This is a genomic window from Pseudomonas sp. WS 5412, assembly GCF_012985615.1.
GTDB lineage: Bacteria > Pseudomonadota > Gammaproteobacteria > Pseudomonadales > Pseudomonadaceae > Aquipseudomonas > Aquipseudomonas shahriarae.
Genome location: NZ_JAARMB010000005.1, coordinates 161,673 through 182,118, shown reverse-complemented (window position 1 = coordinate 182,118; position 20,446 = coordinate 161,673). Strand labels below are relative to the sequence as shown.

Here is a 20,446-nt window from a genome sequence, read left to right as displayed (position 1 = left end):
AGGTGGGGGCTGGCAAGCCAGCTCCCACACTGACCGAGTACATCCTTCAGTTCGGCTGTGGGACCGCATCGACTTGCGGCTCCTGGGCAATCATCCGCTTCATCTTCGCCTCAAACGCCCATGTCAGGGTAATCGCCGCACAGGCAAGCCCCAGCGCCAGACCCCACCACACGCCAGTCGGGCCCCAGTCCAGGGTAAACGCCATCAACCAGGCCGCCGGTGCGCCAATCAACCAGTAACAACCCAGGCCGACGAGGAACGTGGTCTTGGCATCCTTGAGCCCTCGGATGCACCCCATGGCGATGGTCTGCACGCCGTCGAACAGCTCGAACCACGCCGCCACGGCCAACAGGCTGACCGCCAGGCTGATCACTTGGGCGAAGGCCGGGTCGTCATGGTCGAGGAACAGGCCGATCAGCGGGTCTGAAAACAGCCAGAACACCATGGCAAACCCCAGCATCACGCTCGCGCCGAAGGCGATACCCACGCGTCCGGCCAGCCGTGCGTCGAGCAGTTGCCCGCCGCCATAGTGCAAGCCGATGCGCATGGTGACGGCATAGGACATGCCCGCCGGCACCATGAACGCCACCGAGACGATTTGCAGGGCAATCTGGTGGGCCGCCAACTGCGTACTGCCCATGGTGCCCATGCACAGCGCCGCAAAGGCGAACAAGCCGACTTCCACCGCATAGGTGCCGCCAATCGGCAGGCCCAGGCGCCACAGCTCGCGTAAGTAATGCAGGTTGGGCCGCAGCAGGCCCTTGCCCAGGGGGTAGGCCGCGTAGGCGCGGTTGTATTTGATGTACCACAACAGTGCCAGGGCCATGCAGTTGGCGACAATCGCCGTGACCAGGCCAATGCCCATCAGGCCCAGCTTGGGCAGGCCGAACATGCCTTCGATCAACGCATGGTTGAGCAGGTAGTTGAGCACCGTGCCGCACAGGCTGATCACCATCACCGGCGTGGCTTTGCCGATGGCGCTGGTGAAGCCGCGCAGGGCCATGAACGTCAGGTAGCCGGGCAGGGCGAACGGCAGGATCATCAGGAATTGCCCGGCCGACTGCACGTTGGTTTCGGTCTGGCCGAACATCAGCAGCACCGGCTTGAGGTTCCACAGCAGCAGGCCGGCCACCAGGGCCATCAGCCAGGCCAGCCACAGGCCGGCCTGGGTCAGGCGGGTGGCGCCCTCGATGTCGCCGGCGCCCTGGCGAATGGCGACCAGGGTGCCCACGGCGGCAATCACGCCGATGCAAAAGATCGACACAAACGAATAGCTTGCCGCGCCCAGCCCGCCGCCGGCCAGGGCTTCGGGGCTGAGGCGGGCCATCATCAAGGTGTCGGTCAGCACCATCAACATGTGCGCCAACTGCGAGGCAATCAACGGCCCTGACAGCCGCAGAATGGCCCAGAGTTCGGTACGCGCCGGATGCTGCATGATCATCACGCTCAATAATTGCACAAGGGGTAGAAGGGTTGATTCTCGGCGCTCTCAGCGCTTTGCACAAAGGGATAAATGCGATCATTCGCATGATTAAAACTCATGCCAAGATGAATCTGGTAGGGTTTCGGAATCGTGCCGTCGGAGTTTTCCTCATGTCTCGTCGCCTGCCTCCGCTGTATGCCTTGCGTGCATTTGAAGCCGCCTCACGGCATAACTCCTTCACCCGTGCGGCCGAAGAACTGTCCATCACCCAAAGTGCAGTCAGCCGGCATATCCGTACCCTGGAGGAGCATTTCGCCTGCCGCCTGTTCCAGCGCAGCGGGCGCACCTTGCAGTTGACCGAGTCGGCGCGCCTGCTGCTGCCTGGGGTGCGCGAGGGTTTCGCCGCCCTGGAGCGCGCCTGCCATACCTTGAATGCCGAAGATGACATCCTGCGCATGAAGGCCCCGTCGACCCTGACCATGCGCTGGTTGCTGGCGCGCCTGAGCCGGTTCCGGCACTTGCAGCCGGGCAACGAGGTGCAGTTGACCAGCGCCTGGATGAGCATCGACGAAGTGGATTTCAATCAGGAACCGTTCGACTGCGCGGTCTTGCTGAGTGATGGGCACTTTCCGGCGGACTGGGAAGCCAGCTACCTGTTTCCCGAACTGTTGATCCCGGTGGGCGCGCCGAACCTGCTCAATGACGGCCCCTGGGATGTGGAGCGCCTGGCCAGCGCTGAACTGCTGCACCCCACGCCGGATCGGCGTGACTGGCGCCGCTGGTTGCAGCGTACGGGGCTGGCGTCCCGCGTCGCCATCAAGGGCGGGCAGGTGTTCGATACGCTGGAGCTGGGGATGATTGCCGCTGCCCGGGGCTATGGCGTGTCCATGGGCGATCTGTTGATGGTCGCCGAGGATGTGGCCCAGGGGCGCTTGAGTTTGCCATGGCCTACTGCGGTCGCCAGCGGCGAAAGCTATTACCTGGTCTGGCCCAAGACCCGCCCCGGCGGTGAGCGCCTGCGCAGGCTGTCGGACTTCCTGCAAAGTGAAGTCCAGGCCATGGCCTTGCCGGCGGTGGAACAGCTCGAGTGAAACGATGCAGCTCCCTACACACGGTGCCTTTGAGTGATGCCCCTGTAATTTGCTCAAGTATTGATTGGGGCCGCCGAAGTAGGTGTGTCGGAGTCGCCTTTAGTTGCGGCTCAGCGTGCCCCCAATCCAAGAAATTTGCCGATTAGCGCTATGAGATCAGGACGATCCGGGCCTCGGCCAGGAGCTGTCATGTCTCAACCCCGCGCCCGCATCGCTTCGCAGCTGGGCATTGCCTTGGCGGTCATATTGGCTGTCGTGATCAGCGGCAGCACGGTGTTTGCCCTGCGTTCCCTGGACTCGGCCAACCTGCTGACCCGTGAAGAACACCTGGCCAGCGAAGCGCGTTTGCTCGCCGACCAACTCAATACCTTCCACAGCACCCTGCGTGAGAGCACCCAGCGTTTGAGCGGGTTGTTTGAAAAGCGCTTCGGCGCCGGGTTGAGCGTACGTCCCGAGCAGATGGTGAGTGTGGCCGGGGTGCAGACCCCGAGCCTTTACCTGGGCACTGAAGTACTGAACAACAACTTCGACGAGGTCGATGAGTTCAAGCAGATGTCCGGCGGCGTGGCCACGGTGTTCGTGCGCAGCGGCGAAGACTTTGTCCGTATCAGCACCTCCCTGACCAAACAGGACGGCAACCGCGCCATCGGCACCGTGCTGGATCGCCAGGGGCCGGCCTACCAGCGCCTGCTCGCCGGGCAGAGCTACATCGGTCGCGCGGTGCTGTTCGAGCGTTCCTACATGACCCAGTACAGCCCGGTACGTGATGCCAGCGGCCAGGTGATTGCGGTGTTGTTCATCGGTTTCGACTACACCGATGCGCAGAACGCCCAATTCGCCAACCTCAAGCGGTTCCGCATTGGCCAGACCGGCTCGCTGGCGCTGCTGGACGAGCAAAAACACTGGCTGGTGCCGCCTGCCGGCGTGCAGGCATTGGAGCAGGCCGTTCCGGTGATCCTGGAGCTGGCGCAAAAGCCTGGCCAGGGGCGTTTCTGGAGTGACAAGGGCGAAGACTTCTACAGCGTTGCGGTGCCATTTGACGGCGGCCCGTGGTCGGTGGTGGCGAGCATGCCCAAGGCCGAGATCCGCGCGGTGACCTGGGCCGTGGGTATCCGCCTGGTGATCGGCAGCGTGCTGGCGATGCTGTTGGCGGTAGGCGCGGCGGTCTGGTTGCTGCGCAGCAAATTGCAGCCCCTGGGCGACCTGGTGCGCCAGGCCGAAGCCTTGGGGGCCGGTGATTTGAGTGCGCGGCTGAATGTGTCCAGCCACGATGAAATCGGACAGCTGGCACGCAGCTTCAACCAGATGGGCGAGGCCTTGTCGACCATGGTCTCCCATATCCGCAAGGCGGCCGAAGAGGTCAACAGCCGCGCCCAGGCGCTGTCAGGTTTGTCGGGAGGCGCTTATGAGGGCATGGAGCAGCAATCCGGCGAGATCACCAGCATGGCCGGCGCGGTGGAAGAGTTCAGCGCCACTTCGCTGAACATTGCCGACAACATGGGCAATACCGAACGCATGGCCCAGGAAAATGCCCAGCAGACCCGCATTGGCCGCAACTCGATGCAGGAGGCGTCGTCGTCCCTGGAGCATATCGCCACGGCACTGAACAGCACGGCCAAGGTGATCAATACCCTGGGCCAACGTTCCCAGGAAATCGGCGGCATCGTCGGCGTGATTACCTCGATCGCCGAACAGACCAACCTGCTGGCACTCAACGCCGCCATCGAGGCGGCGCGGGCCGGGGAGCAGGGGCGTGGATTTGCCGTGGTCGCCGATGAGGTGCGCAACCTGGCCTCGCGTACCCGCCAGGCCACCGATGAGATTTCCGGGATGATCCAGAGCATCCAGCAGGAAACCGGCAATGCCATCAGCACCATGGAGCAGGGCAATGTGCTGATGCAGGAAGGCTTGTCGCGCAACGCCGACGTGGCCTCGGCCCTGGCGCGCATCGACGAGCAAAGCCGCTCGGCGGGGCAGCAGTTTGCCGCGATCACCACAGCGACCCAGGAGCAAAGCAGCACCGCGACTTTGCTCAGCAGCAACCTGCAGAGCATTGCCCTGGCTAACAGTGAGCAGCGGGAAGTGGTCTCGAACCTGGCGATTACCGCCAGGGAGCTGGAGACGTTGGCGGCAGGGCTGCGGCAAGAGGTGGATCGGTTTCGGTAAGGCTGATCAATTCCCGAGTCCCGGATCCACCCGTTTGCCGATGTCCTTGAGCCGCGCCAGTTGATCAACCATCCCTGGCGCTTCGTCGAGGCTGCTGGCGAAGGTCCACAGGTACGTCATCACCGCATAGACATGGCCGGCCTTGACCGCTGGCGACAAGGCCAGTTGGCTGATCGCTACGATGAACAGTAGCGCTGCCAGCGCGCCGAGAAACAGGTAGGCGACGGCTTCGCGGTCCGACAGCCAGATACGCAGGCGTGACAGCAGTTGGTAATGGCGTCGCAACGTCTGGGCGCCAACCTTTTCCACCAGGCCAATCTCTTTCTCCAGGCGGTTATTCAACCGTTCGTGCAACTGCTCGTTACGGCGGGCAAAGCGCGGTAGCAGGATGATGCAAAGCAGCAGTGCCGCAAAGCAGGCCAGGCCCACCCAAGGTTCAATCACCAATAACATCGCGGCCGCGCCAACGATGGAGACCAAGGCTGTCGCGATCACCGGCACATGCTTTTCGAAGAAGTCGACAAAGTCCCGCGCCAGCACCACCCGTGCGGCGGCCTTGGACGTGCTGTGATTCTGTAGACGCTGGTTGAGAATCACAGGCACGGCAAGATCGGCGTAGATCCGCGTAAAGGTACGGGTATCCAACGCCCGGCGTGCGGCGCCGACCACCCAGAACGCCATCACCACGGCCGCATAGAACAGCGCACTGCTGGCATCGCCACGCAGGATCGAGTCCACGGCGAAACCGGCAAACAGGGGATAGGCCAGCAGCAACGCGTTCTCCAGCGCAACCAACGACAGCGTGCAGAACAGCTTGCCGGGATAAGCCTTGGCGATTGCCTTGAGGGTTTGGCTGGCCGATTGCTGGCCGATTTTCTTGCTTTCTTCGATCAGGATCTGTGGCGTTGTGGATGGCATGGGTGCACCAAAGGAGTAATAGGCGCTACTATTGAGCGACTGCTCAAGTATCCTTGAGCGATCGCTCAAAAAGCAAGCGCCGCTTATCTGACGGCGCCCGTAAGGAATTGCCCATGTCGCGTATCGACCGTAAAGACCAGATCATCGCCGCTGCCCTGGAGCTGTTTCGCAGCAAGGGCTTTGCCGATGTCTCCACCCGCGATCTGGCGGAGCATGCGGGCTTGTCCCGCAGCCACGTGTATCACTACTTCAGCGACTGGAAAGAACTGCGCCGCGAAGCCTTTGTTCGCTTCGCCAATGAGCAGTTGGACGAAGTGCGCGGGCCATTGGCAGATGCGCCGCCGCTTGAGGCCTTGGTGGGTTTCCTCAAGGGTTGCCTGCCGTGTACCGCCGACGCCGGCTGGGCGCTCTGGCTGGATGCCTGGGATGAGGCGATGCATGACGCGGAACTGGCTCAGGCGTATCTGCTGGTCAATGCCCAGTGGCAAGCCATGCTTGCCGATGTGATCGAGCAGGGGATCGCTGCCGGGGTATTCCGCTGTGGCTCATCCAGCCGTGCGGCCCGCCAGATCTTTGCGGTGACGATGGGTTATACCGATGACCTGTTGCTCAAGCCCTCCGTCGAGTCGGCGCAAGTGGTACTGGGTGAGGTGATGGAAGTGGCGGGGCTGCTGCTGGATTTGCCCAGGGATCGCTAAGTCACGGCGGCTGGCCGGTACTGCAACGCTTCGGCCAGATGATGGCGAGCGATGGCGTCTGCCTGTTCCAGGTCGGCCAGGGTGCGCGCGACCTTGAGTAGCCGATGAGCTGCGCGCAACGACAGGGTCAGGCGCTCACAGGCGCTTTCCAGCCAGCCCTCATCGGCTTTCGATAGCTCGCAGTGGCGCCGCAAACCCGTCAGGTCGAGGAATGCATTTGCACAGCCCTGGCGTTGTTGCTGGCGATCCCTGGCGCTGGCGACGAGGGTTGAAGCGCTGGCAGTGTCATTGCCGGTTTGTTTGGCTGGGTTCAGCGCGGTGCTTTCCCGGGCAACGGTCAGGTGCAGGTCGATTCGATCCAGCAACGGCCCCGAGAGCTTGTTGCGGTAGCGTTGGATCTGTTCCGGCGTACACCGACAGCGCCCGCTGGGTTCGCCCATATAGCCGCAGGGGCAAGGGTTCATGGCTGCCACCAGTTGAAAGCGTGCGGGGAAGCTCACGCGGTCGCGCGCCCGGGAAATCACGATGTGCCCGGACTCCAATGGCTCGCGCAGCACCCTTCAAGAGGTTATCCCGCAGTACCCCAAAAAATAATACAAACTAGCTATCTGATTGATTTTAAAAGTAAATATTATGGACTGAATCTTGGACCGTAAATCCTAAACGTCCTAAAATTTAGGTTCTTCACTGCGTTCTGAGAAGATATGACTCAACTCAGAATTCAAGCGACTAAGAAAAGCGGCAACATCATTTGAACCCTGCTTACGTAGGTAACACGCCGCAAGAAGGGTGACCGGGTGAACCTCAAGCACGCTGCATAATGCCTCTAGTTTTTCCAGAGTCGGATTGGTGCATCCCCGCTCCAGCAAGCTGACATTGGTCCTACTGCTTACAAGCGAAAAATCTTCCTGAGTAAGATTTCGTCGTAGGCGAACCTCTCGTAGCGTCGCTCCGAATGCTTCATTCAGTTCCATTTTGCGGTCTCACAAAAGGAACGATAAAGCGTCATTGAACAATATATGACTACAACATATATTGTTCATTCTAGGGCTTGGCTAGGGGTACGAGCGATGAGACAGACTCATGAGGGTGTGATGATCCCAGGACTTTTTTGTAACGACTTCCTGAGTCGTCCTTTCGTACAGCAAACGGTCATGATTCCTTGGTTTTATTTGGAAACACATATCCGCGATGATCAAGAGTTTGTGAGCGAGATGCTGATGGTTTCGTCTTTAGATGCCCTGAAAGATATTATTGAAGTGCAAAATGAATTTTTTCTTATCCATTCTATTCAATATGTTACCCCAAGTTATATGAATGGAACTGGTCAATGGAAAATGGAACAGATTCTTGAAGCGAGTGAGGCACATAATCAGTGGGGAGAACTCATTACGCTTTTTCAAGTTCCTGAGAGAACCTACTCACAGATGGAGGTAATCACTGAAATCAATCTTCAGAAGGTTAAAGTTCTTTTTTCTCTTGCGACAAAATGAAGCTGGTTCCGAAGGACCTGTACGTCGCGATGACACGGGGTACCAAATCCCTAACGATCATTGGGTCCGGTAGGCATGTGCCAGTGAGATAAACCTGCACAAGGAGCTAACGAGCCACGAACGGCTAATCTGTATAGTTGAGGGGCTTTGATCTAACTAAAGTAGCTAGTTTGAGCGACAATGTGCGTTGATTCTTTGTTGGCTCGTTAGTGAGGAAATTATTTATCAGGAGTTTTGTTTTTTTCTACATCTTCTTGGATTGATGCGAAACTTTGTGGGCGAGCCGGTGAGCCGGATTTGCGTAGTACCGCTTTTATGGAAGCCGCGGCACGTTCGAGTTCCTCAGGAGATGCAGCGTCAATGGCGCCAATTAGCTTGTCGCGATTACGCTTTTTTTTATCCATCAATAGCAAATGTTCTTTTTCTTCTAGCGACAGCTTAAGCTTATTCATCACCGTTCGCCTTGAGTAATTGCACATACTTTTTTTCAGGCTATCATGATTCCAGTCCTGTGCTCAGTGAGATCGGTCGAAAATTGCACTCATTTTTTGCAGATTTTTACAACTGTACACAGGATTCCGGTGATTTCATTCGTTTGAAATATGGAGTATGTTTTTTTACAACATCGTACATTTGGATCAGCCGCCTTTTTGTAGTATCGACCGGAATTTTGTGTACGGTTAATTTTGTCCAATCAGATCCTTCGGGCAGGTAGGGAAAGATGACAAAAAAACCTGTGAGATATGGTCCGAGCATCCAGCTTGATGACGATGTAGAGGGGAGCCAACTCGACAAGAGTGAAATTGAAGTGCGGCTGGCCATCGCCGATTTCGTGATTCGTCGAGTTACCGGGACACCTGCGGGAGAAGAAATTTTCAATGGTTTGATTAAGCGCTTCGAGATTCGCTACCCGCATCACAAACTGCTTACCCAGTACCTGATCAGTCCTGGTTATATGGATTCAGACGCAGACGTTGAGGATATCTACTGACTGGATGGTTCCTATTTTATTTATCTGTCGATTTCAACACGTGGAGGCTAAAATGACTATGCCATTCGAACGAACAAGGTGTGTTGCACAAGCTCACTCTTTCCTGACGGAACTCGCTAGTGACACAGAGGTTCCCGAGCGCGTAAGAAGAGATGCTCATTTTTTGTTGCGTCACTTTCCCACTAAGCACGATGTGTTACAGGCTGGCCGAATTGAAGAGCAAGCAAAAAAGATGGGGATAGGAACATTCAGCCCTGTGTTTTGCTCCTCAACGGAGGACTGGTAGATACATCTAGGCGCTGAAAGCTGCCTTTTGCCTCAGACTGCTTATGGTCTTGCTTCAAGGCCGCCGGCATTCAGGTGGAAGGACTGGGCGTGCACGGCCTGCGTGCGACGGCGGCGGAAAATGCCCTGGAACATCACGCCGATATTGCCAAGTCCAGCTGTGGCTGGGTAACGCCAATATCAATACAACGCGTTTATATAACCGTCGAGGCCAGCGACCGGAAGATTCCCCGACCTTTAAGGTGAAATACTGAACGGTTCAACCGGGTGGCCAACCAGTTCCCCGTCGAGACATCGTCAAGTGCATCAGCAGAGGAGTTGCAGCCGACGCGCGACCAATAACTTGTTTAACCCGGTTCAGTGTCACGCTGCTAAAAAATGAAATTTTCTACTGTTAGGATATCCCGATATGATGTAAAAATTTACTAGTAAAATCAATTTTCGGCAAGATGTTACTGTAATCATCAACGACTGAATCTAATTCAGCTTTCAAGCCGTCGGTATTACTAACTTCGACCACAGTTTTATAAATACTTTTCCACTGGTTAGACCTTACTTTGTCTTCCTGATCATTGTGAATTTCTACTTTCCCACTTACAAGAATTACTTCGATAAAATAATAACCACCAAGCTCTAAATGCACCACATAAAAACAATTCACCTCAGAATTAACATCCGGCCCACTCCCTGAAGGATACCGCATCGATACTTCGCTAGTGCTACCATTGATAAGGCAGCATATCTCATTGATATTTCTTGTTTTTTTATTGATTTCTACTATGGTTGCGCACAAGGAGTCTAGCCAATTGAAATATCTTTTTATCTCAATAATCTTTTTTAACAGTTTAACTTGATCTGAACAATCATCGAATCCGTTTGGGGAGTTCAGTAAAATTTTTGTTTTGATGCCGAAAAAATCCAGCCCCCATTCAATATCTGTAGGCTGCCAGAGCATTTGAAAGGTCGTGTAGGCTTTGAGAAGGTCTTCAACTTCATAGGCCTTTGTATGGTTTAGCGTGCCACTCATGGTCATCGAGGTGAGGTCGGAGCGCATCATGATTTCAAATACATCAGCATCAATACGGATTTTTTTCCGATCCGTGAACAACGCCATGCCCTGGTAAAGAGAAGCAGCAAAAGCAGTGGATTGACCAGTAGATTTATCTCGAAATGTCATCTTGCCTGTCGCGTTCGGCTTTACATTTAATATTTCCAATACTGCATTCGACACGGTTAACTCAGGCATCGGCGAACTAAAGCCAAAACGAAGCGCTGCGCCATGCATTTCCTCAATTTCCACCCCGATTTTTTTTCCTAGGGAAGCATCAATCAACCGCTCTAATTGTTGCATGTCAGAAATCTGGAATTTAACCCTATAGGCACCATCTTCAAATCCAGCCGAGTCAAGATACTGTCTTTTTTGGTCAACGTACAAAGACTGTGAACCATTTATATGGTTGTGTATCAACTTTTTCAGTGCAGAGGCCCCTAAAGGATAAATTTCCTCCTCAAAATGTACCCTCATTGTTTTTTTGTTTAATTTCACTGTTGGATTTTCTACCGTTACCTTTCTAATTCGACTGAGCACTTTATAAATAAAGCTATTATCGACATGCTTAATAAACGCCCTAACGGGCATGTCATTCTTATCAAACTCAATTAATATGTAGAACGCTGGCAAAAGCGTTGTAGACATTTTCTTTAAGTTAGAAAGCTCTACATCGACAAATTTTTTATTTCCATCTGTTGATTTGATTTGTATTTTGCTTTCGATCATACCCTTATGCATGGTAAATGGATCTAGAGTATTTTCTGGAGCATCAATTTCTATAAAAACATCCCAGCCATGTGCATCCGACACTGATTTATTGGCTGTTATCCCAGCCGAAGCACACCACCCATTAAAAAAACTTTCACCTGCGGTTCCGATGTCTCTCATTTTTTTCTCATCAACAGTGCGTCTCTGGGTTTCGAGACATTGGTTAATTTCAATTGCCGCTGTCTAAAGGAATATCATTTTAGATGGGGTGGTGAATCACCGTCACGATTAATAAATATAACCGAAATATGTCCGAATTAACCACAATCTGAAACATTGAATGCCTTCACCGAAGACTCATAGCGGAGTGGCGTGTTTACATATTTTGAATGAGCCCGCGCCCGCACGCGCCCGGTTGAGTCCTCGGGCGGCTTGCCGTCCGGGGGCGATTTATCTGGGTCTTAGCGCCCGCAGGGTGGCCGTAGGCCAGGGCAGGGCAGTTTTATAGCCCTGCGCCGCTTAGACAGGTTTTCATGCGGTTTTCAACCATCAGCACTCCACCATCTGTGTACGAGCAGTAGCGGCTGAAACCATTAACGGACGGACCTTTGTCGCCCGTCACAAGCCCAAGCCGATGCGGCTTCTGTCAAAGCGTAGAGTGTTACCGCTGCTGTCCATGCCTTCATTTGTTTTTTCCTTCAATTCACTGTGCGCGATTCACTACTGTTTATTACGGGGTTGAAGACGCTCGAAGTCTTTTGCGAGCGCAATCAGACCAGAGCGACATCTGCTAAACTTTGCCGTTTCGCGTGAGAATCCAATCGATTCAAGAAAGTCGGGGCCAAATGAACTGAGCAATTGGCGGCTGACGTGGTTAGCGTAGTCAGACTCAAATCTGCGTTTCGCAAAAACCGCTGCCTGAGCCTCCCGAATGGCGTCCGCCATGACCTCGTGCCGATGAACCTTCCCGTTGGCCTCAGATTCAGACCTGTATGCCGAATCTCTCAAAACTTGGGCCACTTCACATACAGATTCATAGTCAACCTTCCGCTTATGTGAACGGTAGATGCAAAAAACTATCGCCCCAGCAATGACAAGAATTAGAGGTTCAAAATAGTTCATGCAAGCTTTTCCTGTGAGTTGGCCCGCTCCCAGCGCAGCGAGCTGATTGCTTTGAATTGGCTGATCCCGACTGATCCACGCTCATTCCTAGCTTTTGATCCAGGCCTAGTCAGTAGTGCCTCAACAGCAGGCCTCGCGGCTTCATATATCTGAAACGCGTTGTAATCGGCATCGAGCAGCACCAGGAGAACCGTATCAAAGGGCTGGTTTAAGTCGATCGCACCGACGCGGCCGCCTCGAAGCCGAGGATTGGGGAAATATCGACCCTTGATTTGAATTTTGAGAGTCAACCCCTCCCTTGTTTCCGTCGCGTCATAGCCGGCTTGCCTAGCAAGCTCCAGTTCGAGATTTAGAATCCGAGCAGCCTCGTACTCTGCCACCTCGCCAGTAACACCCAGCGGCTTGCCAGTGAGATAGTAGTAACGCCTGGCTAGGACCTTGGCGTCTCGAAGGATCTGGTAAACCTCATCGGTCGCTTCCATGCTTTTATCCTTTATCCATGGGGTTAACACGCTCACCCTGCGGCTAAGGCTCAACCACGTCAGCTTGCGCAATCAACAGCTTGAGCTGCTCAATCAGGGCGTGCTGCGCTTCGTTCTGCTTTTGTAGAGCCTGTTCATTCGCGGAAAGCGCCGTTTCGAACTCATCACCTTCACTGAACACCATTACGTCCAGAGAGAGCCGGCACATATCTTGGTACAGCTCCAGCGCTTGAAGGTGCCCCAACAGGGGCATAGCATCAATCATTAAGGGTATACAGAGTTTTCCTGGGTGTGGGTTTAGTTGATCATCCTAATGCAGCCACTGGTGGAATGATTTCTCTCCCATGACTCTTTTCCATTGCGTCTGTAACTGTCGCCAGCCGACTCAAGTGTTCTCGTGGGCTACCTGTTTCGCTTTGTCAGCTCTAGAAACTTGCCACTTGCCCAGAACGCCACAACAGATAACAGCAGCGTGATAGTCCCGGCCAACAAATGATTCCCAGGGCCCCAGTGCCCCAGCGCCCGTGAATGCGAGGAAAACACGCAGCCCTCCAAACACGAGCCATGTGCACGCCAATCTAAATCGACCACGAAAGAGCTGTGGGGGCTGGCTGATTTTCTTGGAAAGGGGCTAATTGTTGGCGCCGACCAACGAATGAATGGGAGCGCGCCCCGTCGTTGCCGGAGTACTCGGCACACTCCGGGGCCTAACATTTACAACTGGTCAGAGGGCGCCTTGGTCAGTTGCTTGATGGTTTCAAAAACCTGCTCAAGCAGCTGGTCGGTGGCCAACAGGCGATCCATGTTGCGGCCTACGTTTTCCTCGTAGACGCTCGACACCCATTTAAAGGCCCTCCAGTCCCGATAGATCAGGTGCTCAGGAATTGGATGGGCGAACTCCCTCAGTTGCTCATTGCACCCTACATACCTGACCCCATTTTCCCTTACACCACTATAGTCCTTTTAACTATTCTGACTTTCCGTGAATATGAGGTAGGGCCTGCCGATACCCTTGCCAGGAGGCCTTGGTCTGGTTGTCTCAGACCGTGCACGATTTCACATGGATTCATGGGTATCACTGACGACATGATGGGCACCGCATTGACCGGGCCAGAGGTGGCTGAGCAATATGCGGCTATCGTCGCGGGGTGAACGGTCGTTGCTTACCGCGTCTACTTTGATCGGCGCCTATTGTCGCTGACCCACCAGCGCCACGGACTAATAACCCCCCCGGAGCTGACGACCGCCTGCGCAATGCTGCTGTATGCCTCATGGAATGGTGAATGGGTAGAAGGGCGCCAGGGCTGGCAATGGCGCTGGATCAAGCTGATCGAGGCCGCCAGCGAATGCGGGGCCGGAGGTCGGCGCCCACCGCGCCCGGGGCGATGCTCGAATGACTCTGGACGTGCTGTACTACCTGCAACGTCGCACCAATGGACGTAAAACAACAAAGCTGGCCTACCGTTAGATAACCAGTAGATGCTGCCAAAGCTAATTCAATTTTCCATATAGCTAAAATCAAGCGTCTTATGTCTATTGAAAGTATTCATCAGTACCAATAAGATGATTCTGCAACAACCCAAATAAATATTAACATCAAGGAGAAATGTTATGGCGCTTAAACCAGGCCCAAAGCCAATTGCTAAGTCAACCGGTGAACTTGATCAGCGTCGTCGTGACAATAAAGACACGCCGGGAAATAAACCCGACTTGAAACCTAGCAAGTCCTCAAAAAAATAGGTTGTCGCTGGCAGAAGCTACTTTAATGGTAGCTTTTGTCATTGGAGCTTGTAGGGGATGAATGTATAGCCTGTAATTTCTCCTTAGCTGACGATCATTACCCGTTCTATGAGCGCTATAACGACATATCGAATATCATCATTGCGGCATAACCTGAGAGTTAAAATACCCTGGGTTTTCTAAATACCCTCCAGGCTCGCTGCGGACAATTTTTTCAACTATACCGGTGACTAAATTGCCCCTGATTCGCAATGAAACTGAGAGGCCGCTTTTGGCCGATTCTGTTGAAAAAGTCGGCTATGGTTTCCACGGCAGAAAAGTACGCGCTTGAGATTGAAATCTTTACTTTGAGTAGAGGGATCTCGGGCTCGGATTTCGCGTAGCAGCGCGCAAGAAAGGCGTTTTCAGCGGTCAATATTACGGCAGGCTGGAAGAACCGACTTTTTCAACAGAATCGGCCGAGTGATGCCGTTCACGAGAGACTGAGATTGGCCGATCTCCGCCCGTCGCGAAGGGCAGCGCGCGGCCAAAAGCGGACGTTTGCGTGAGGCTGCGTGCGTTCAATAGCTGCTTCTAGTAGCGCAACAATACGCATTGAAGGGTGTAGACGTGTGCAGCACGTTTCGCCAGATTAGTATTAGAACCGGTGAAGGCCCTGAGGAGCGCCGTACTGCAGCGTGTTGCGCTACATCTCCTTCTTAAGGAGAACGTCTAGAAACGTGTCAAGGGATCTTCAAGAAGCTTGCCGAGGATCAGATGAAACAATTTCTCATGATGGCTATGATGCTCCAGCGGAGAATACCAAGGCTTAGGATCAGACTAAGACGATCTACAGCGAAAGGGTTCTTCCGACCCTGACCTATAGCGTAAGGAAACCAATGCAAAAGCTAAAAGACATACTTATAAAAATAATGGAAATAGAACCGTCAAAGTTAAGCAACACAGATTTGCTAAACTTATTGGTATCCATTTCATCACTTGCTATTGCAGTTCTTTCTTTTGCAGTAGCTATGATCGCACTGATATATACCGGATACCAATTTTTTCTGAAAAAAGGTACGAAATTCTATGGAGTATATTTAACGTCCGGCAGTGTATGGAGCAAGCAGAGATATGTTTCTGAAATAATTATTGAAAATAAAAAAGATAAAGCTGCCGCTATTAGCTATATATATCTTAGAATTGGTAGCAGCATTTACCTTGAGCTCGTTGATTACTACAGCTCCCCAAGAATAATTGCTCCATTTGAAACCATTAAAATAGAATTAAGGGGCGGCGTTTCTGGCTATATTTCGTCAACCTTTAAAGTCGACTTGGATTCTCTCTTGGGTGATAGAAAAGTTTGTAAAACACTTGTAATAGCTACGCCCCAGGGACTTTCAAAAGTCAGAAATTACAAGAAATTCTGGAATGTCTATATTGAGTCACTGAGAAACAATTTTATCATTCCTGTACGACCAGTACGTAAATACTACAAGGGTAAAGAGTACAGTGACGCGCTACAATTTGTAGTAATTGATGGAAATAATAAGGAAAGCCCCGAGGAGCATTTCCTTTATCGTGGAAATACCTACTCAATAAACAACAAGTCGGTGAAGGTCGATAATTTTCTTTCTGTAGACGAACTAGAAAAATTTCTTGGGTGCGTAACGGACTCCATCGACAATACCTTAATGGTAGAGAGCGTAGGCTACACATATGGAGATTACGAGAATTATAAAAATGTTGATATATTTCACAGCGGGATCATTGGAACTCATGTGGTCGGAAAGGCTTACACAAAATTACATAATTGGACTTTCAGGTTAAAGAACAAGCTAAAGACGTTCAGGAAAGGGTGATTTTTCATACAAATTTTCTCCTATGCTAAAGTCCCCAAGTCGAGTTATTGCCCTAGCTAAACCAGATTTCCCAGGCAGCCCTTATGCTGGCCAGTAGACACACTGTCTACTAAACAGTAGCCTGTGGTGAAATTTCAGGGTTTTTTTACACCATCCGGTTTCATAATATTATCACTTCAGAAAAGGCGAGTTTCAGTGTTTGCAAAATCAGAATTGAAAAACCTCGCTTTAGAATATGGCAAGAAATTCTTGTTTCCTGACTTCACGAATAAGCTCACATGGTTTGTGGCTGGGATAGGTGGAGCGGTCATACTGACCCCGACCCCATTGAAACTTATAATTTACAATTGGTTGGTTGACTCGGCAAACCTAAACTCAGGAAGCCGATTTACTCTAGCTGAGCTGAAACCAGACGCCGCCGACTATTGGGTTGGAGTAGCACTAATAATAGGTGCATTGTTGCACAATGTCGCTAATCGTTATCTTATCTACAAAGAGCAACGATCTTCTTTGCCCCGTGCCAGCGGACAATCAAACCAGATTGATAAAGAATTATTTAAAAAATTTCTTGAAGATTTTCCCAGCAATTCTGGTTCAATAGATATGCTGCGACAGCAAGATTTTTCAAATTCTTTCAATATAACCAGACTGGCAAACCTTGAAAAATTTGTCGACGAGTGGGATACGGTCGAGCGTGAATTCTTGAATACTGATCTGGAGCGTATGAGAAGAGAGCTATGGGAGGTTTGTTATACTTTTAACTACAAGTTGTCTATGGGTGCATACGATTTAAATGGTGGTCCGGTTTTTAGTTGTATTCCAGATGCGTATCGAGGAACAGATAACTGGCCTAAGCATGTGGACGAAAAAATTGATGAATTGAATGGGCTTTCAACGACCTGTTTCAAATTGTATGAAGAATTTGTACGTTTCGGAAGGAAATCTCTCGCAGAGAATATTTGAAAGCCAACCGACGTACTGCCTATATGCGGCACACAGACCGAATGGTGTATACCTTCTGTGCATGTGGTCGGTCAGGCTGATTGCTTTGGCGATCGACTGCTTTGTAGCGAGAGTCCGACCAGGCCAAAAGCGGTCAATCAAGCAATGACTACAATTGGTCAGAAGTAAACCCACGAGAATGCACTTACTACACAGGTGACGATGCTTCGGCTACGGGGTCGATGATCGTATAGGTCGAATTGTCGCGAATCACAGTAGTTACCGCTCCCTTCTTTTTTCCGCGGATCAACGCATGCGAAGGATTCGGAGTGAATGCATTCCCTTGTTGTGCAGGAAGCGGATCGTGCAAGATATCTTGCTTCCAGTCGGGCACTAACTGGGTCGACCTTTTTGGATTTGTTGGATTCCGAATGCTATCGCAAACCGCAATCGACACAATCATATTTCGGCCATTGGCAACATGCGGCGATAGCTCCGGGTTAAGCTGAACTTTCTGCCAGTCGCACGATAGATTAGGGTCGTTAAAGATTGAAGTAGGAAGTTCGGTCTGTCCTTCTGGAAAAACCCGCGGATCAGCGTAGCGGTATAGGACTTCACCATCCAGTATATTACTCATACTGACATCTTCCCATAAACTTCCGCAAAATTCTCTTCGAATTGACCCAAAGGGATTTCGTATTCTTCAAAGTGGCCATCTTTTTCGAACTCTACTTCTACTAGTTCCGAGTTATGGAAATTTAGGTACGTTGGATTATCTGACACAAACTCCAGGCTAATTCCTCCAGTAGGGATCGGCCCCATGATTAACTTTGGATAAATTGGCTTTGCGTGATTCGAAAAAAGTTGTCTTTCTAAACCCGACAAAAATCCGACTGCTACTTCGCTCGTACGTTCTGTAGGTGCTGCTGCCTGACCCGAGATCCAAGCATTCCCAATCTGAGGAAGGTCTCTCAGATATTTAAGGCGAGATAGAATAAGCTCGTGAAACTGAAGTTTTTGTTCTGCAGCCGCTTTGTAGTCTTCAAACGAAGCAAAATTTTCGAAATATGTTTTTAAATCAGGTTTGGACAGATAAACATTCTGATCAGGGATATATTTCGAAGCCCATGGAATATCTGCATGTGAGTACTCAATAAGTTTGTACGAGCCTATAGTGCAAAATGTAAGTGTCAGCGCCAAGATGAAAGCTGCGGTCTTTTCACTAATAGGCTTGAGAACCTCACTCTTTGGCTTGTTAATGTCATAATAGCCAAGGTGTTTATATTTATGGAATATTCCAGAGTTTACCGGCCCATGCTTCCAAGCTTGAAAGTCCTCTTGAAACAACGGCTCTCCGAATTGCGCAAGATGAAATCCTTGAGCAAGGTACAACAGCTTTTGTAATTCTCGGTTTGTCAGGCCATAAGGAGCAGGAGTCTGAGCGAGAATGTGGTCGGCAATATCAAAAATAGTGGGCATAGAGTCCTGTTGGCGCTCATTTCGGGCCATAGATCGTCGTAGGTATCGTGTGTAAGCATTCGCTATCTGTCAAGCATGGTTTCGTCAGCCTCATGTCGAAAAATTTGAACCCACGATATTTCACTGCTTTTGCGCAGTTTTTCCTGGTTCCCTTCCGAGTGATCGCATTGGTAAAGGGGGGCGTCATACACCTAAGCCTCCCACAGGGTTGACCGCTTAGGGTCGATTTGTGCCTGTCGCCACCCTCAGATATGTGGCTTGGGGTTGGCGACCAGTTAAATGTTGAGAGTTGGGTGGGGTGATGGTTTTAAATTCAATCAGGGATACGACTAACGTCCCGAATCTATTGGGTGACCCGCTGTAAAGTGAATGCGGCTTGATGCCCAGCGGGCGAAAAGTGAGAGTACCCACTTACATCGATTTGACCGAAACGACTTCCACAAACCTGAATTTTTTTCTGGCCGCCTTTGTAGCTTCTTGTTCTGCAACTAGGGAGCTCAGCGTATCGGCCTCATGCACCATCTCGTGCATCTCGCCTTCAAATTCGTTTCCCACACGGAGCGTAACTCTCAACCTAGGAGTGAAGCCTTTTGAGACTTCCTTTTTCTTCGCTGCCTTCACCGGTTGAATCGCCCCGGATTCTCTAGACACCTTGCAAGCTCATTGCGTAACGTTTTTCAAACTCTACCGGTGACAGCTGATTGTTGAAACCGTGGCGGCGTTTTGGGTTGTAGAACATCTCGATGTAATCAAACACATCACTACGAGCATCTTGCCGTGAGGTGTAGATTTTCCGCTTGATTCGTTCCCGTTTCAGAAGCTGGAAAAAGCTCTCAGCCACGGCGTTGTCATGACAATTGCCTCGGCGGCTCATGCTGGCAACCAAATTGTTTGCCTTCAAAAAACTGCGCCAATCGGAGCTGCTGTACTGGCTGCCCTGGTCGGAGTGAACCATCACCTCTTGTTTCGGTTTTCGCCTCCAAACCGCCATCAATAACGCATCAATGGCCAAATCACTGGTCATCTGCGACTTCATTGACCAGCCAATGACCTGACGGGAAAACAGATCCAGCACCACCGCCAAATACAGCCAGCCTTCATACGTACGAATATAGGTGATGTCGGTGACCCAAACCTTGTTGGGTTCCACGACATCGAACTGGCGCTTCAGCAAATTGGGTGAGGCGACCGCTGGCTTACCGCCGTACTTTCCAGGGCGACGTCGATACCCTGTCTGAGAGCGCAGACCTTCAAGACGCATCAACCTCGCCACACGATGCCGACCACAATCTTCACCGACTTCGCGCAGGTCGTCATGGATTTTGCGATAGCCATAAACTCCGCCGCTCTCCAGCCACGAGTGCTTGATCAAACCCAGCAATCGCTGGTCGTCTTTAGCGCGTGCAGATTGCGGCTCAGACAACCAAGCGTAATAACCACTGGGATGGACTTTCAGCGTCAGGCAAAGCCGTCGAATGGAATAGTCGCCCGCGCGCTGCTTGATAAAGGCGTACTTCAGCCGCACTCCTTGGCAAAGTACGCGGCGGCCTTTTTTAAGATGTCTCGCTCTTCAGTGACCCGCTTGAGTTCCGCTCGCAGACGACGCAGTTCAGCGTGCTGATCATCGTCTTGCTGCCGTTCTTGTTGAGGTTTGCTGTAGCGCTTTATCCAGGCATAGAGGCTATGCGTCGACACGCCGAGACGAGCCGCTACATCAGCGACAGGCAGCTTCTTTTCGGTCACTTGATTGACCGCTTGGATTTTGAATTCTTCGGGGTAACGCGGGTTGCTCATGGCACCTCCTAATTGGCCTCAGTTTAAGGCAAAGAGGTGTCTACGAAACCCGGGGCGATTCAGGTTGTACAATCACAACATCCGGTACTGTGTCCTGCGCGTCTGAGTTAATTGCCGGCGCAGAGGGCTCAGAATCACCGAATAGCGCCCGGCGCATCTCATCTTCCATCAATTCCGTATTCATACCATTTCTCAGAAGGGTGTTAGCTATAACCTGATCGA

19 protein-coding genes and 3 pseudogenes are annotated in these 20,446 nt (G+C 51.9%); 9 read left to right on the top strand and 13 right to left on the bottom strand.

What is annotated here, in order from left to right; translation table 11 throughout:
- Positions 1–46 precede the first annotated feature (46 nt).
- Positions 47–1,441, bottom strand: coding sequence for a NorM family multidrug efflux MATE transporter (locus tag HBR94_RS09440; RefSeq protein WP_057440496.1), 1,395 nt, complete (start codon positions 1,439–1,441; stop codon positions 47–49).
- A 152-nt stretch (positions 1,442–1,593) separates the two neighbouring features.
- Here HBR94_RS09440 and HBR94_RS09435 point away from each other — a divergent pair, with 152 nt between their 5' ends.
- Entirely contained in the window at positions 1,594–2,514 is a 921-nt protein-coding gene (locus HBR94_RS09435; protein ID WP_057440495.1) for a LysR substrate-binding domain-containing protein, read from the top strand.
- Positions 2,515–2,703: 189 nt separating this feature from the next.
- On the top strand, positions 2,704–4,680 hold the full coding sequence (locus HBR94_RS09430; RefSeq protein ID WP_115129273.1) for a methyl-accepting chemotaxis protein: 1,977 nt from the start codon (positions 2,704–2,706) through the stop codon (positions 4,678–4,680).
- 6 nt (positions 4,681–4,686) lie between these two features.
- Here HBR94_RS09430 and HBR94_RS09425 read toward each other — a convergent pair whose 3' ends face one another.
- On the bottom strand, positions 4,687–5,598 hold the full coding sequence (locus tag HBR94_RS09425; protein WP_057960985.1) for an ABC transporter six-transmembrane domain-containing protein: 912 nt from the start codon (positions 5,596–5,598) through the stop codon (positions 4,687–4,689).
- A gap of 113 nt (positions 5,599–5,711) precedes the next feature.
- On the opposite strand from HBR94_RS09425, the gene HBR94_RS09420 reads away from it, so the two are divergent.
- Complete coding sequence (locus HBR94_RS09420) at positions 5,712–6,296, top strand: TetR family transcriptional regulator (protein WP_057960984.1); 585 nt, start codon at positions 5,712–5,714, stop codon at positions 6,294–6,296.
- On the opposite strand, the pseudogene HBR94_RS09415 reads toward HBR94_RS09420, so the two are convergent.
- Positions 6,293–6,853: pseudogene (locus HBR94_RS09415) on the bottom strand (ATP-binding protein); the annotation flags it as partial. The gene HBR94_RS09420 and the pseudogene HBR94_RS09415 overlap by 4 nt on opposite strands.
- A gap of 111 nt (positions 6,854–6,964) precedes the next feature.
- The gene (locus HBR94_RS09410; RefSeq protein ID WP_170044594.1) at positions 6,965–7,270 is read right to left on the bottom strand and encodes a helix-turn-helix transcriptional regulator; all 306 of its coding nucleotides are present in this window, start codon (positions 7,268–7,270) and stop codon (positions 6,965–6,967) included.
- A 96-nt stretch (positions 7,271–7,366) separates the two neighbouring features.
- Here HBR94_RS09410 and HBR94_RS09405 point away from each other — a divergent pair, with 96 nt between their 5' ends.
- Positions 7,367–7,789, top strand: a complete 423-nt coding sequence (locus tag HBR94_RS09405; protein ID WP_170044592.1) for a hypothetical protein — start codon at positions 7,367–7,369, stop codon at positions 7,787–7,789.
- A 218-nt stretch (positions 7,790–8,007) separates the two neighbouring features.
- On the opposite strand, the gene HBR94_RS09400 is transcribed toward HBR94_RS09405, so the two are convergent.
- A complete protein-coding gene (locus HBR94_RS09400; protein WP_170044590.1) occupies positions 8,008–8,241 on the bottom strand; it encodes a hypothetical protein in 234 nt (77 codons plus the stop codon).
- Positions 8,242–8,510: 269 nt separating this feature from the next.
- Between HBR94_RS09400 and HBR94_RS09395 the strand changes: the two genes are divergently transcribed.
- The 3 genes and pseudogenes from HBR94_RS09395 to HBR94_RS09390 form a co-directional block, all read left to right on the top strand.
- Positions 8,511–8,780 (top strand): hypothetical protein, encoded by a 270-nt coding sequence (locus tag HBR94_RS09395; protein ID WP_178112818.1) that lies wholly within the window; start codon positions 8,511–8,513, stop codon positions 8,778–8,780.
- Positions 8,781–8,784: 4 nt separating this feature from the next.
- Positions 8,785–9,066: a BPSL0761 family protein gene (locus HBR94_RS28945; RefSeq protein WP_346342838.1), complete on the top strand. Its 282-nt coding sequence runs from the start codon at positions 8,785–8,787 to the stop codon at positions 9,064–9,066.
- A gap of 59 nt (positions 9,067–9,125) precedes the next feature.
- Positions 9,126–9,319 (top strand): annotated as a pseudogene (locus HBR94_RS09390) (integrase); the annotation flags it as partial.
- Positions 9,320–9,459: 140 nt separating this feature from the next.
- Here the strand turns inward: HBR94_RS09390 and HBR94_RS09385 are convergent.
- The 4 genes from HBR94_RS09385 to HBR94_RS09370 form a co-directional block, all read right to left on the bottom strand.
- On the bottom strand, positions 9,460–11,004 hold the full coding sequence (locus tag HBR94_RS09385; protein ID WP_170044588.1) for a hypothetical protein: 1,545 nt from the start codon (positions 11,002–11,004) through the stop codon (positions 9,460–9,462).
- Positions 11,005–11,544: 540 nt separating this feature from the next.
- A complete protein-coding gene (locus tag HBR94_RS09380) occupies positions 11,545–11,946 on the bottom strand; it encodes a hypothetical protein (RefSeq protein ID WP_170044586.1) in 402 nt (133 codons plus the stop codon).
- The gene (locus HBR94_RS09375; RefSeq protein WP_170044584.1) at positions 11,943–12,428 is read right to left on the bottom strand and encodes a hypothetical protein; all 486 of its coding nucleotides are present in this window, start codon (positions 12,426–12,428) and stop codon (positions 11,943–11,945) included. Before HBR94_RS09375 ends, HBR94_RS09380 begins: the two co-directional genes overlap by 4 nt.
- 43 nt (positions 12,429–12,471) lie before the next feature.
- Entirely contained in the window at positions 12,472–12,681 is a 210-nt protein-coding gene (locus tag HBR94_RS09370) for a hypothetical protein (protein WP_170044582.1), read from the bottom strand.
- Positions 12,682–15,046: 2,365 nt separating this feature from the next.
- Between HBR94_RS09370 and HBR94_RS09365 the strand changes: the two genes are divergently transcribed.
- Complete coding sequence (locus HBR94_RS09365) at positions 15,047–16,009, top strand: hypothetical protein (RefSeq protein ID WP_170044580.1); 963 nt, start codon at positions 15,047–15,049, stop codon at positions 16,007–16,009.
- 195 nt (positions 16,010–16,204) lie between these two features.
- Positions 16,205–16,972: a hypothetical protein gene (locus HBR94_RS09360; RefSeq protein ID WP_170044578.1), complete on the top strand. Its 768-nt coding sequence runs from the start codon at positions 16,205–16,207 to the stop codon at positions 16,970–16,972.
- A gap of 187 nt (positions 16,973–17,159) precedes the next feature.
- On the opposite strand, the gene HBR94_RS09355 is transcribed toward HBR94_RS09360, so the two are convergent.
- The 4 genes and pseudogenes from HBR94_RS09355 to HBR94_RS09340 all read right to left on the bottom strand — a co-directional run bounded on the left by HBR94_RS09355 (position 17,160) and on the right by HBR94_RS09340 (position 20,224).
- Positions 17,160–17,588, bottom strand: coding sequence for a hypothetical protein (locus HBR94_RS09355; protein ID WP_170044576.1), 429 nt, complete (start codon positions 17,586–17,588; stop codon positions 17,160–17,162).
- Positions 17,585–18,430, bottom strand: a complete 846-nt coding sequence (locus tag HBR94_RS09350; protein WP_170044574.1) for a type II toxin-antitoxin system antitoxin SocA domain-containing protein — start codon at positions 18,428–18,430, stop codon at positions 17,585–17,587. The genes HBR94_RS09355 and HBR94_RS09350 overlap by 4 nt, the downstream gene beginning before the upstream one ends.
- Before the next feature lie 411 nt (positions 18,431–18,841).
- Positions 18,842–19,060 (bottom strand): annotated as a pseudogene (locus HBR94_RS09345) (hypothetical protein); the annotation flags it as partial.
- Positions 19,061–19,073: 13 nt separating this feature from the next.
- A protein-coding gene (locus tag HBR94_RS09340; protein ID WP_170044572.1) for an IS3-like element ISPsy29 family transposase occupies positions 19,074–20,224 on the bottom strand; the annotation gives its coding sequence in 2 pieces (ribosomal slippage) (positions 19,074–19,990 and positions 19,990–20,224; 1,152 coding nt in all).
- Between the last annotated feature and the right edge of the window lie 222 nt (positions 20,225–20,446).